At 71.8% G+C, this 12,436-nt stretch carries 10 protein-coding genes; 2 read left to right on the top strand and 8 right to left on the bottom strand.

The annotated features are described in order from the left end of the window. Positions 1-2: 2 nt before the first annotated feature. The 5 genes from ACBJ32_RS04105 to ACBJ32_RS04125 form a co-directional block, all read right to left on the bottom strand. Positions 3-1,964: a BTAD domain-containing putative transcriptional regulator gene (locus ACBJ32_RS04105; RefSeq protein WP_375125477.1), complete on the bottom strand. Its 1,962-nt coding sequence runs from the start codon at positions 1,962-1,964 to the stop codon at positions 3-5. A 496-nt stretch (positions 1,965-2,460) separates the two neighbouring features. Then, complete coding sequence (locus ACBJ32_RS04110; protein ID WP_357878571.1) at positions 2,461-3,717, bottom strand: beta-ketoacyl-[acyl-carrier-protein] synthase family protein; 1,257 nt, start codon at positions 3,715-3,717, stop codon at positions 2,461-2,463. Continuing rightward, positions 3,714-4,166 carry a cupin domain-containing protein gene (locus ACBJ32_RS04115; protein WP_357878568.1) on the bottom strand — a complete coding sequence of 151 codons (453 nt, stop codon included), beginning with the start codon at positions 4,164-4,166 and terminating at the stop codon, positions 3,714-3,716. The genes ACBJ32_RS04110 and ACBJ32_RS04115 overlap by 4 nt, the downstream gene beginning before the upstream one ends. Continuing rightward, a complete protein-coding gene (locus tag ACBJ32_RS04120) occupies positions 4,163-4,501 on the bottom strand; it encodes a TcmI family type II polyketide cyclase (protein ID WP_357878565.1) in 339 nt (112 codons plus the stop codon). The genes ACBJ32_RS04115 and ACBJ32_RS04120 overlap by 4 nt, the downstream gene beginning before the upstream one ends. Positions 4,502-4,589: 88 nt before the next feature. Then, positions 4,590-5,273 carry an SDR family NAD(P)-dependent oxidoreductase gene (locus ACBJ32_RS04125; protein ID WP_357878562.1) on the bottom strand — a complete coding sequence of 228 codons (684 nt, stop codon included), beginning with the start codon at positions 5,271-5,273 and terminating at the stop codon, positions 4,590-4,592. 148 nt (positions 5,274-5,421) lie between these two features. Here ACBJ32_RS04125 and ACBJ32_RS04130 point away from each other — a divergent pair, with 148 nt between their 5' ends. Beyond that, positions 5,422-6,642, top strand: a complete 1,221-nt coding sequence (locus tag ACBJ32_RS04130) for a nucleotide disphospho-sugar-binding domain-containing protein (protein ID WP_375125478.1) — start codon at positions 5,422-5,424, stop codon at positions 6,640-6,642. Positions 6,643-6,651: 9 nt separating this feature from the next. Here ACBJ32_RS04130 and ACBJ32_RS04135 read toward each other — a convergent pair whose 3' ends face one another. Together ACBJ32_RS04135 and ACBJ32_RS04140 are read right to left on the bottom strand one after the other, a co-directional pair. Next, complete coding sequence (locus tag ACBJ32_RS04135; RefSeq protein WP_375125479.1) at positions 6,652-8,664, bottom strand: carbamoyltransferase C-terminal domain-containing protein; 2,013 nt, start codon at positions 8,662-8,664, stop codon at positions 6,652-6,654. Between the two features lie 14 nt (positions 8,665-8,678). Beyond that, positions 8,679-9,809: a cytochrome P450 gene (locus ACBJ32_RS04140; protein ID WP_375125480.1), complete on the bottom strand. Its 1,131-nt coding sequence runs from the start codon at positions 9,807-9,809 to the stop codon at positions 8,679-8,681. A 167-nt stretch (positions 9,810-9,976) separates the two neighbouring features. Between ACBJ32_RS04140 and ACBJ32_RS04145 the strand changes: the two genes are divergently transcribed. Then, positions 9,977-10,996, top strand: a complete 1,020-nt coding sequence (locus ACBJ32_RS04145; protein WP_375125481.1) for a methyltransferase — start codon at positions 9,977-9,979, stop codon at positions 10,994-10,996. Here the strand turns inward: ACBJ32_RS04145 and ACBJ32_RS04150 are convergent. Beyond that, positions 10,944-12,431, bottom strand: coding sequence for a DHA2 family efflux MFS transporter permease subunit (locus ACBJ32_RS04150; RefSeq protein ID WP_375125482.1), 1,488 nt, complete (start codon positions 12,429-12,431; stop codon positions 10,944-10,946). The genes ACBJ32_RS04145 and ACBJ32_RS04150 overlap by 53 nt on opposite strands. Between the last annotated feature and the right edge of the window lie 5 nt (positions 12,432-12,436).

Raw genomic sequence — 12,436 nt, forward strand, 5'->3', positions numbered from 1 at the left:
GCTCAGGAGGACACCGGCGCGCGCTTCGCCACGGCCGGCCCGCCGACACATCCGTCGTCCAGCGCGGCGCGCGTGGCCGGGACGGTCTGGTAGACCGGGCTCAGCAGGGCGTCGCGCTCGTCGGCGGGCAGCCGGCGTCCGGCCGCCCGCACGCTGGGCAGGAACCGGTACTGCAGCGGGTCGGGCTCCCCGTCGCCCGGCTCGGCCGTCATGAGCTGGAACTCCACGAGCTCGTCCAGCAGCGCCTCGGTCTGCGGCTCGGAGATGCGCAGCAGCCGGGCGGCCCGTCGCGGGGTGAACGCGCTCACGTCGAGCCGGGTGAGCACGCGGAAGGCGGACTGGACGGCCGGCGGCATGAGCCGGTAGCTCAGCTCCACGCTGGGATAGAGGACAAGGTCGTGGTTGCCGGTCGGGCGCGGGCCCATCGTCTCCCCGCGCAGCACCTTGATCAGCTTGCTGATCGGCCAGTGCGGCCGGAGCTGGAGCCGCGCGGCGGCCGCCTGGAGCGCGGCGGGCAGGCCGTCGCACAGGCGGACGAGCTCGCGGGCGGTCGCCTCGTCCTGGGCGATGCGATGGTCGCCGAGCACGTTGGTCAGCAGCCGCAGCCCCTCCTCGGCGTTCAGCGGGCCCACCTCGACGGTCGCCGTGACCTCGGGCACGGAGATCTGCCGGCGGGCCGTGACCAGCACCCCGCAGTCGGGGCTCGCCGGCACCAGCGGCAGCAGCTGGTCGGTCCTGACCACGTCGTCGAGCGTCACCAGCACGTGCCGGTCGGCCGTCCAGGTGCGAAAGAGGTGGGTGCGCTCGCTCAGCGTGGCCGGGATGCGATCTTCTGGCACGTCGAGGGCGCGCAGGAAGGCGGCGAGCACGTCGCGGGGGTCGGCCGGGCGGCCGTGGGCGTCCACCAGGCGCGCGTAGAGCTGGGCGTCGGTGTAGGGGCCGTTGGCGCGGTGCCCGACCTTCTTGCACAGCGCCGACTTGCCGGAGCCGGGCGGGCCGGTGATGACGACGACCGGCGGCGCGTGGTGCTGCCGCGCGGACAGGGCCGCGAGCAGGGCGCTGACCTGCGGTTGCCGGCCCACGAGCGCGGTTCCCTCGGGAGGGAGCTGACGCGGCGGGCGGGTGCGGCTGATCCGCACCGGTGTGCGGGGCCGTGGCAGGGCGAGGCTCTCGTCGGCGGCCAGCACGGCGCGGTGCAACTGCTCCAGCTCGCTGGACGGGTCGAGGCCCAGCTCCGTGGCCAGGGCGCTGCGCGTGCGCTGGTAGATCTTCAGGGCCTCGGAGCGGCGGCCCGCGCGGTGCAGCGCCAGCATCAGCTTGGCCTGGAACCCTTCGTGCGTCGACTGCTCGGCGGCCAGCCGGGTGAGCTCGCCGAGCAGCTCATGATGTCGGCCCAGATGCAGATCCGCCTCGATCCGGCGTTCCAGCGCGTTCTTGTACATCTCCTCCAGCCGCAGGCCCTCGGCGCGCAGCACCGGCCCGTGACCGACGTCGACCAGCGCGGGCCCCCGCCACAGCCGCAGGGCGTGGGAGAGGGTCTCGGCGGCGGCGTTCATGTCGCCCGCCTCCAGCTCCCTCCTGCCCTGGTCGGACAGCCGCTCGAACCGCATGGTGTCGAGCATGTCCGGGTCGAGGATCAGCGCGTATCCATAAGGAGAGGTACGCAAGGCGGCATCGGCGGGCGTGTCCCCGGCGCCCGCCATGTTCGGCGGGGTGCCGAGACGCAGCAGTTTCCTTAATTGGTAGATGTAGGTCTGCAAGGTGGTGGTGACGCTCGCCGGCGGGTTGTCCTCCCAGAGCTCTTCGATGATTTTGTCGGTTCGGACGACAATGCTCGCCTGCACGGCCAGCAAACTGAGCACAGTGCGCAGTTTGGGGGCCGACGGCGTCAGGGCGACGCCGTGCCGGAGCACTTCCATCGGACCGAGCAGATTGATTTCCACCACACGCACCGTCCCCTGCATCCATAGGCTCACGCGTCATGGACGACGTCAGCCACGCGTCTGCTTGCCCGAGAACGTGGTCATCCGCTGCGACGAGAGTTGCCCCCGCCGTCGCCTGCGGCCACGTTGGACGATCTCTTCGTAAGAGAACTTAGCAGACGCGGGTAATTTGATCTTGAGAATGACTCGAAGATCGCTGAGCCCACGGAGTATGACGGATGCTTGACTGACAGTATCGCTCACACCGGGTAAAGCGCCTCAGGGAAAACCCTGAATCAATCCCTTAATTGACACCGGCCTGACTCATGGTCAAATCATACATCAGAAAGAAAGGCTTCCTAATCGATCTCCGTGCTGGCCTGGGAAAATGCCGCTCCGGATGGACTCCGGCCGAGCCGGGAACGGAGAGGGGAGACCCTGGTTTCAAGGATCTCCCCTTCAGTGATCTTGACAAGGTTCTGCAACTCTTATATTGAGGAATGACCCATTCCTGAGTCGTGACTCAGGAACGGGGCCACTAAGCGGGACGGGCGAGCACCATTGCGCTCTGGAAACCGCCGAAACCGCTTCCGACGCTCAGTACGGCGTCCATCTCGTGCTCCCTGGCGGTGATGGGCACATAGTCCAGATCGCATTCCGGATCGCGATTTCGCAGATTGGCCGTCGGCGGCACGACCTGCCGATCCAGTGCCAGCGCGCACGCCGCCACCTCCAGGGACCCGATCGCGCCGAGCGAGTGGCCGACCATCGACTTGATCGAGCTGGCCGGGATCTCGTAGGCCCGATGGCCGAGACTGCGCTTGAACGCCGCCGTCTCGTGCCGGTCGTTCTGCCGCGTGCCCGAGCCGTGCGCGTTGATGTAGTCGATGTCCGCCGGGTCCAGCCTGGCCTGGTCCAGCGCCACCCGGATGGCCTCGGCCATCTCCCGTCCGTCGGGCTTGAGCCCGGTCATGTGGAAGGCGTTGCTGCGGCTGGCGAACCCGGCGACGCGGGCGTACACCCGCGCGCCGCGCCGCCGCGCGGCCTCGGCCTCCTCCAGCACCATCACGGCGGCGCCCTCGCCGAGCACGAACCCGTCCCGCTTGGCGTCGAAGGGCCGCGAGGCGTGCTCGGGGTCGTCGTTGTTCGGCGAGGTCGCCCGGATCGCGTCGAAACACGCCGACGTGATGGGCGACAGCGGCGCGTCCGTCGCGCCCGCGATCACGACGTCCGCCGAGTTCTCCTCGATGAGCATCGCCCCGTGTCCGACCGCGTCGAGGCCCGACGTGCAGCCGGTCGAGATCAGCGCCGCCGGACCCTCCGCCCCCGCCTCCCAGGCCACCTCCACGGCCAGCGTGCTGGGCACCATGTAGCCGTACAGGTGCGGCACCCCGTAGGTGTGGTCGACCAGCCAGCGGCGGCCCTCGTCGGCCAGGACGGTGTACTCCTCCTCCAGCCCCATCGTGCAGCCCACGGCGCTGCCGAGCGAGACGCCGACCCGGTCGGGCTCCACGCCCGCCAGGTCGAGACCGCTGTCGGCGACCGCCTCCCTCGTGCACACCGTGGCGAACTGCGCGGCCCTGTCCATGCGCCGGATCTGCTGCGCCGACAGCCCAGCCGCCTTCGGGTCGAAGTCCACCTCGGCCGCGATCTGCGACCGGAACGCGCTCGGGTCGAACAGCGTGATCCGCCGGGTGGCGGTGCGCCCGTCGGTCAGCAGGCGCCAGAACGCCTCCCGCCCGATGCCGCTGGGCGCGATGACGCCGATCCCGGTGATCACCGCTTGTCTGCTCAACGCGGCCCCCCGACCTGCGGGCCGGGCTCCTGCGGCGCCGGCAGCTCCTCGGTGTCCACGTGCCCGAGGTCCGGGCGGGGAGCCAGCGGCGACAGGTGGAAGACCACGTGCGCCTCGCCCTCCCCGACGTTCACCAGGCGGTGGCGCATGTTGATCGGCACCAGCAGCGAGGCACCCGGCGCGAGCCGGACCGGCTCACCGTCCAGGGACATCTCCAGCTCGCCCGCGATCACGTGCAGGAACTCCTCCGAGTACGGGTGGTAGTGCTCGGCCACGTGCTCGCCCGGCCCGAGATACAGCACACCCCCGAACCCGGAGGTGCAGCCCGTCGTCTTCGGGCTGAGCGTGACCCGGATGTCACCGCCGCGGCGGCGGTTCGGCGCCACGTCCGCCGCCTTCACCACGGCCGGCCTCACGGTCTTGGCGGCGCTCGTCTCTGCTGCGGTCACTGGATCCTCCCCTGCTCGGACGTCCACACGTAGAACGGAGTTGCCATCGCGTCCTTGGGCTCCTTCCAGTTCGGGTCGTACGGCGCGACCAGCTTGGCCAGCCGTGCGTTGATGTCCTCGTACAGCGGGTGGCTGCGCGCCTTGTACAGGTTGGGAGAGATGTCCTGGTCCGCCTCGACGAGGTGGAAGTACAGGTCGTGGAAGTGGAAGAGGGTCCGGCGGTTCACGCCCACCATGTGGGGCAGGTCGGTCGCGTCGGACTCGCCGAAGGTGTCGGCGATCGGCCGGGTGTTGTCGGCGCTCCTCAGCTTGGCCACGATCAGGGTCCGGTGCACGTTCTCGCCTCCTGAGAAGGTGATCGAAAGGCTGCCTCGATGGTTGTCCCGGGCAGTGGAAGGGTGCTCGAAGTCAGCTCCAGCGCGGCTACCAGCCGACCTGCCGGTCACCGCGGAGGAACACGCCCGTCGGCCCGTCGTCGGGAAGGGTGGCCGCGTCGGCGATGTCGGCGGCGGCCTCCTGCGGCGTGCGCTCGGCCGTGGGCACCATCCGGGTCCTCGTCTGCCCGGGGTTGACCGCGTTCACCAGCACGCCCGTCCCCTTGGTGCAGGTGGCGAGCATGGTGGTCAGCCCGTTGACGGCGGTCTTGGACACCGAGTACGCCGGCGCCCCCGTCCACAGCCCGACGCTGAACGACCCGGTGCCGCTGGAGACGAACACCACCCGCCCCCAGCCCCTGGACACCATCCCCGGCACGAACGCCTGGGCCACCCGCCACCCGCCCAGGAGGTTGACCGCCAGCGTCCGCTCCACCCGTTCCAGCGGCACCGACAGCGGGTCGTCGCCCGCGTCGAGCAGCACGCCCGCGTTGCACACGAGCACGTCCACGGGCCCGAGCAGGGCCGCCGCCCGCTCGACGCCGGCGGGATCGGTGACGTCGAGCGGATGGGAGCGGACGTCCGGGCCGATGCGCGCGGCCGCCTCGGCGGCCTCGCCCGCGTCCCGTGCGGTCACGACGACCCGCAGACCCCGCCGGTGCAGCTCGGCGGCGGTCGCGTGGCCCAGCCCTCGGTTGGCCCCGGTGATCAGGGCGGTACGTGGTTCGCTCACCCCGTCACCATGACCGGGCCCGCTCGACGCTCGACGGTGCCGCGCTCCAGCGAGCCTCCAGGGTCCGGTGCCATCGTCGGCGCAGGAAGGCGCGCCGCCGGCGAACGGCTCCGGCCGCGCCCGCGAACAGCCGAGGAGGAGATGCCCCATGCGGGTGGTGTTCACGACCTGGGCCTGGCCCTCGCATCTGTACGCGCTGGTCCCGCTGGCGCGGGCCTGCCGTGCCGCCGGTCACGAGGTGGTCTTCGCCAGCGAGCCCGGCCTCACCCGCGACGTCCTGCGGGCCGACCTGCCGGCGGCCGTCCTCGGGACGGACGTCGACACGGCCGGCATGGTGCACGAGTACCTGCTGCCCCTGCCCGGCGGGCCCGCGCCCCGGCGCGAGGGGAAGGGGCCGCGGGTGCTGCGGATGCTGACGGCGCACGCCGAGTCGATGACCGGCGACCTCATCCGGCTGATCAGGGACTGGCGGGCCGATCTCGTGGTGTACGACCAGGTGACGCTGGCGGGCCCGATCGCCGCCGCGGCCACGGGAGTCCCGGCCGTACGCCAGCTGTACGGCTTCGACCTGCTGCAACGCGCCCGGGGGGTGCTGCCGGACGCGCTGGCGCCGCTGGCCGAGCGGTTCGGCGCCGGGCCGGTGGACCCGTTCGGCGCGGCGACCGTGGACCCGGTGCCGGCGAGCGTGCAGGTGCCGGGCGACCACCGGCTGCTGCCGATGCGGTACCTGCCCTACAACGGCCCGGAGACCACGCCGTGGCAGCCGCCCGAGCCTCCCGGCGGGCGCCGGCGGCCGCGCGTCTGCGTGAGCTGGGGGCACACGATCGCCAAGGTGGACCCGTCCCGCTTCATCGCCGACGGGCTCGCCGCCGCCCTCGCCGAGACCGGCGTGGACGTGGTGCTGGCGGTCTCGGCCGCCCAGCTTGACCTGCTCGCCGCGCGGCGGGACGCGGCGGGCGAGCCGTCCGGCGTGGCGCGGGACCTGCCGGGCGCGCTACCGGACGGCGTGCGCGTCGTGGTGGACGTGCCGCTGCGGAACGTGCTGCGCGACTGCGACGCGTTCGTCGGGCACGGCGGCGCCGGCGGCATCCTCACCGCGCTCGCCCACGGCGTGCCCATGCTGCTGGTGCCGCAGCTGCCCGACCACGCCGGGCACACCGGGCGGGTCGCGGCCGGCGGCGCGGCGGCGGTGCTCAGCCTGGCCGAGCTGACACCGGCGGCGGTGCGGGACGAGGTGACCAGGCTGCTGGACGACCCCGAGCCCCGCCGCGCCGCCGGCGAGCTGAGGGAGGAGATGCGAAGCCAGGCGGCGCCGGCCGAGGTGGCCGGCGCGCTGGCCGGGCTACGCCCCTCCCTCGTGTCTGGCTGAGTCAGCTGCTCACTGGGCCCGATCGGGCGCGGTGATCTGGCGGACGGCGCCCAGTTCCAGGTTGAGCAGCGCGTCCGGCCCGAACGTGGTGAAGCGGTGCTCCGCGCGGCGCATGCTGCGCTCGGCGGCCTGCCGCAGCGACGGGTCGGCGCGCAGCCGGCTGTCCACCGCCTCGAACGCCTCCGCCGCGCCCTCCTCGGTACGCAGGTCGAACTTCCCGCTCAGGGCGAGGTCCAGGAACAGCACGTGCAGGTACAGCTCGGGCAGGCCGTGCGGGTTCAGCTCGGCGTGCACGGCCCTGGCCCGGCTCTCCGAGAGGTCGGTGAACGGCTGGCGCATGCGCGGGTACGGCCCCTCCGCCGGATAGGCGTCGAAGTTGCGGAAGGCCACCCTGCGCCCGTTGAAGTACCCGACGCTGATCCTCCTGCGCAGGCAGAAGTTGATCGCCTCGCGGATGGTGTCGATGATCGGCTCGCCCTTGTCGTTCAGCGAGGTGTTGCAGAGCATCGGCACGCCGGTGTGCCGGTGGAAGGCGGTCAGCAGGGCGTGCAGCGCCGGGTTCTGCCCGGCGTTGAGCGACTGTACCCGGGCGGAGTAGTCGAGGTGGGCGACCGCCTGGATCTGGTGGCGGCGTTCCTCGCGGATCGTGAACGTCTCCAGCATGTACGGCGACGGCCTGCTGTCCTCGAACCACTCGTCGAGCTGGTCCTCCAGCACCACCGGCGCGACCGGCCGCCACCACTCGCGCAGCTTGAACTGGTTGAGCGCGTCCTTGGCCGCCCGCGACGTCGGGTCGCCGATCAGGCTGCGGTTGCCCAGCGCCCGCGGCCCGATCTCCGAGCGGCCGTGGAACCAGGCGATCGGCTCGGCGAGGATGTCCCGCACCGCCTGGTCGAGGTCGAGGTCGCGGACGTCGGCGACGTACTCGCCGAACTCCGCCAGGGCGCCGTCGAGGTCGTCGTCCTGGCGCCCGAGGTAGGCGCCGGGGAAGCTGAAGGTGAACCGCTCTCCGCCGGTCTTCTTGTGGAAGGCGGCCAGGCCGATGCCGACCGCCTGCCCGCCGTCGTCCACGCACGGCGGCGCGAGGAAGCCGCGGAAGCCGTACTTGGCCATGAGGTGGCTGTTGGTCGGGCAGTTCAGCGCGTAGCCGCCGGCCAGCGCGAGATGCGTCCGGGCAGGGTCGAGGTCGTAGCGCTCCAGCGCGGTCTCGATGTTGCGCTCCATGGCCATGACCGAGATCGCCTGGATCTCCTTCATGGCGGCGCTGACGAAGCTCTCCTCCTCGGTGAAGTCCGGGTCGGTGGTCGCCGTCGCGCGGACCTGGGCCACGATCTCCTCGAACGCCAGCGGCGCGCCCTCCAGCGCGGCCAGGCCGGTGAAGTCGAACTTGTCGAGGATGCTCTCGCGGTCGCACCGGCCCGTGGCCGTGGTGGCCGTCGCGAGCGCCATCAGCGTGCCCTCGCGCATCTTGAACCGGTCCTTGGCGGTGCTGTAGAGCAGGCCGGGCGAGGCGACGGGGAAGGTCTCCACGACGCCGCGGCGGCTGACCGCGCCGGTGAACCAGTAACGCTTGTACTGCTGGTCGAGCAGGCGGTCGGGCCCGCCGTCCACCGCGAGCGCCAGGATGTCGCCGTCGAAGAACGTCTCGCTGTCCAGCAGCATCGCGCTGTAGAGGTGCGCGATGCTGTGGAAGGACAGCTCCGGGTACTCCTCCACGAAGTGGTAGTCGTTCGTGGTGGCCAGGCCCGGCGTGCCCCACACCTCCGTCATGTCGTCGAGCGACACCCCGAAGGGGCGGATCAGGCCGTTCACGAACGTGCGCAGGTCCTCCATGCTCAGGAACGGCGTGCGATGGTGCTTCAGGCCGCTCATCCGCTCGAACTCCCAGTGACCCAGGAGCTGGATCTGCGATCCGTCCTTGCGCCACAGGGACACGTTGTTGTCGTGCCGGTACGACACCATCGCCAGCCGGTGCAGCCCCGGAATGGTCAGATAGCTCGAAAGGTAGTAGCCGTCTCGCATTTGTCCTCCACTGGTCACCAGGTGACGGGAACCTCGACGAAGCCGAGTTCGAGCGGGTTGTCGTGGTGCCTGAGCTCGTCGACGTCGACCGCGAGCCGCAGGCCGGGGAAGCGCTGGATCAGTGCGGCGAACGCGACCCGCAGCTCGAGCCTGGCCAGCGCCGCCCCCAGGCAGTAGTGCGGTCCGGCGCTGAACGCGATCTGGTCGCGCGCGTCCCTGGTGATGTCGAGGCGCAGGGCGTCGGGGAAGACCGACTCGTCGAAGTTGGCCGACTCCAGCACCGGCACCACGCCGGAGCCGGCCGGCACGGTGACCCCGCCGATCTCGATGTCCTCGGTGACGTAGCGCAGCATCGACAGCGAGTGGCCCGCCACCTGGAAGCGGAGCAGCTCCTCGACCGCGTCGGGGATGCGCTCCGGCTCCGCGCGCAGCAGGGCGAGCTGGTCGGGGTGGCTCATGAGCAGCACCGCCCCGCTGCCGATCTGCGCCGCGGTGGTCTCGTGCCCGGCCATCAGCAGCACCGTGCACCAGACGTGCAGCTCGTGCGTGCTCAGCCGGCCGTCCTGGTCGTCGTGCACCTCGATCAGCTCGCTGATCAGGTCGTCGCCCGGGTTCGCCCGCTTGGCCTCGATCAGCTCGCCGATGTACTGCCACGCCTGGCCCACGCCGGTGCGGAAGCGCTCCTGGTCGGCCACCGGCACGCCGAGCAGGCGGCAGATGACCCGCAGCGTCAGCGGCAGGGCGAACTCGGCGACGAGGTCCACCGGCGGCCTGCGCCACCGGTCCAGCAGCTCCGCCACCACCTCCTCGACGTACGGGCCCAGCCGTTCGATCCGCGCCGGGGTGAACGCCTTGGTCATCAGCCGGCGCATGCGGGTGTGCTCCGGCGGATCCCGGTCGATCTTCGGGTTCTGGAACATCTTGGTCCTCGGCGCCGCGGTCATGCGTGGCGCGCCGGGGCGCTCCCGGTTACGGCTCAGGCGCCGGTCCGACAGCACCGCCCGGACGTCCGCGTAGCGCGTCACCAGCCAGACCGGGTCGCCGCTCGGCATGACCGCCCGCACCACCGGCTCGTCCCGGAGCTTGGTGAGTTCCTCCGGCGGCTGTGCCCCGGGCGGCCAGTCGAACGGGAACTTGAGCGTCATCGGTGGTCTCCTGCTCTCCGAGAAGTCATCACCGACGACGATGGGCGCCAGGGCTCAAGGCGCCCGCAAGCGGCGCTGGACTCTCGTCCTGGTCTCGCTCGGTGTTCGAGCGGCCGAGAACAGCATGAGGCGGCACATCGTCCACCGGGTGGTGAGAGGAAGCGGAAATGAGCAGCAAAACGGAACCGTCTCCCGCGGCCAGGGTTCGCCGTCTGTCCAACTCGGTGCACGACGCCGCGATCGTGCGGGCGGCGGCCGAGCTGGGGCTGGCGGACGCGGTCGGCGACGGGCCCACGCCGGTCGCCGAGATCGCCGCGGGGGTGGGGGCCGAGCCGAAGGCACTGGCCCGCCTGCTGCGCGCGCTCGCCGCGTACGGCATCTTCGAGCAGGTGACCCCCGACGTGTACAGGCACACGGACATGTCCCGCGCCATGCGCAGGGACGCCCCGGGCGGCCTGATCCACACCCTGCTCACCCCGTCCGACTGGGGCTGGGTGATGTGGGGCAAGCTCGCCGACGCCGTACGCGCCGGCAAGTGCCTGTTCCCCGACGTCTTCGGCACCGACTTCTTCGGCTACCTCAAGGACCACCCCGAGGCGCAGGCGCGGATGTTCCGCGGGATGACGTCCTGGTCCGACCAGATGAACCCGAAGCTGGTGAACGCGCTGCCCCTGGACGGCGTCCACACGGTCGCCGACATGGGCGCGGGGGAGGGGACGCTGCTGCGGGCGATCCTCGACCACGCCCCGCACCTGTCGGGCGTCTGGTTCGACATCGAGGCCACGCTGGCCGTGGTGGACGACGAGCTGCTGTCCGGCCCGTTCTCCGACCGCTGCGCCCTGGTGACCGGCGACTACTTCCGGGAGGTGCCCTTCAGCGCCGACCTGTACGTCTTCAAGCTGACGCTGCACATGTACGAGGACGACGACTGCGAGCGGATCCTGCGCAACGTGGCCGCCTCGGCGAAGCCGGGGGCGCGCATCGTCATCGCCGACCCGCTGCTGCAGGATCCGCCGGAGAGCAAGTTCGTGCCGTCGATGGACCTGCACATGCTGCTGGTCATGGGCGGCAGGGAGCGTACCGAGCAGGACTACGCCGCGCTGTTCGAGCGGGCCGGTCTGGAGTTCGACGGGATCACGCCGACGGGGACCGACTTGCATCTGGCCGTGGCGCGGGTTCCGCACTGACCGTGCGCGCCCGCCCGTTCAGGTAGCAGGCCAGCGCCGCGAGCATCACGCTCGCGGCGCACCCGGACAGCGTGAACCTGACCGCGTCGCCGAACGCGGCCCCGTGCGGCGACGCGGTGACCGCGTCCAGCCGCGCCTGCAGCACCGTGCCCAGCACGGAGACGCCGACGAGCGTGCCGGTCTGGCGGATCGTGTTGAACACCCCGGACGCGGCCCCCGCCAGGTCGGCGCCGACGTCCCGCATCGCCAGCGAGGTGATCGGGCCGAACGCCGCCGACTGCGACAGCCCGGCCACCGCGAGCGGCACCACGAGCACGTGCCCGCCGACTCCCGGCCGGCACAGCAGCCCGACGGCGACGAGGGCGGCGGCGTACACGGTCAGCCCGCCCAGCAGCACCCGCTCACCGCCGAACCGGTCCACCAGGCGGCCCGTGACGGGGAACCCGAACGTCATGCCCAGCGCCCACGGCGCCAGCGTGAGCCCGGCCTGCGCGGCCGTCATGCCGAGCACCGACTGCAGGTAGAGCGTCATGGTCAGGGAGAGCGTGATCACGCACATCGACACGATCGCCATCGAGACGGTCATCACCGTGAACGTGCGGTCGGCGAACAGCCGCGTCGGCACCAGCGGCTCGCGCGCCCGGTGCTGGTGGACCACGAACCCGGCCAGCAGCACGAACCCCGCCCCGATGACCATCGGCACGGTCACGAACGACACGACCGTGCCCCAGCCGTAGTGCCTGCCCTCCAGCAGGCCGAACGTGATCGCGCCGAGCCCGGCGCCGGCCAGGGCCGCGCCCAGCCCGTTCAGCCGCCTGGCCCGCCGGGCGTGCCCGGCGGGCACCACCAGCAGGGTCAGCACCACGATCAGCACGCCGACCGGCAGGTTCACCACGAAGATCGAGCGCCATCCGGCGGTCGAGACCAGCAGGCCGCCGAGCGTCGGGCCGGCCACGCCGGCGAGCCCGGCGGTGACCCCCCACACCGCGCTTGCCCGCCCGCGCCGCTCCGGCGGGAAGACGAGGGTCATCATCGTCAGCGTCTGCGGGATGATCAGCGCGGCGCCGACGCCCTGGAGCAGCCGGGCGCCGATGAGCTGCCACGGCGACTGGGCGAGCCCGCACAGCGCCGACGCGACGGCGAAGACCGCCATCCCCGCCAGGAACACGTTGCGCGGGCCCGCCACGTCCCCCAGCCGGCCGGCGGTGACGGTCAGCACGGCGAGCGCCAGCACGTAACCGCCGACGACCCACAGCACCTCGCTCAGGCCGGCGCCGAGCCCCGCCTGGATCTCGGGGACGGCGATGCTGACCGACGTGGAGTTCAGGATCGTGATGAAGTATCCGAGGCAGGTGGTCGTCATGACCGCCCACGGGTTGCCGCGCAGCCCTCGCAGCGCCGCGCCCCACCGTCGCGTCCTTCCGCCGGCGTCCATGGCGG

This window comes from Nonomuraea sp. GTA35 (assembly GCF_041950525.1).
GTDB lineage: Bacteria > Actinomycetota > Actinomycetes > Streptosporangiales > Streptosporangiaceae > Nonomuraea.

Bases quoted from the DNA above. Each gene is read 5' to 3' on its own strand.
- ACBJ32_RS04145 (WP_375125481.1), top strand. From the start codon at position 9,977: ATGAGCAGCAAAACGGAACCGTCTCCCGCGGCCAGGGTTCGCCGTCTG.
- ACBJ32_RS04140 (WP_375125480.1), bottom strand. From the start codon at position 9,809: ATGACGCTCAAGTTCCCGTTCGACTGGCCGCCCGGGGCACAGCCGCCG.
- ACBJ32_RS04150 (WP_375125482.1), bottom strand. From the start codon at position 12,431: ATGGACGCCGGCGGAAGGACGCGACGGTGGGGCGCGGCGCTGCGAGGG.
- ACBJ32_RS04130 (WP_375125478.1), top strand. From the start codon at position 5,422: ATGCGGGTGGTGTTCACGACCTGGGCCTGGCCCTCGCATCTGTACGCG.
- ACBJ32_RS04105 (WP_375125477.1), bottom strand. From the start codon at position 1,964: ATGCAGGGGACGGTGCGTGTGGTGGAAATCAATCTGCTCGGTCCGATG.
- ACBJ32_RS04135 (WP_375125479.1), bottom strand. From the start codon at position 8,664: ATGCGAGACGGCTACTACCTTTCGAGCTATCTGACCATTCCGGGGCTG.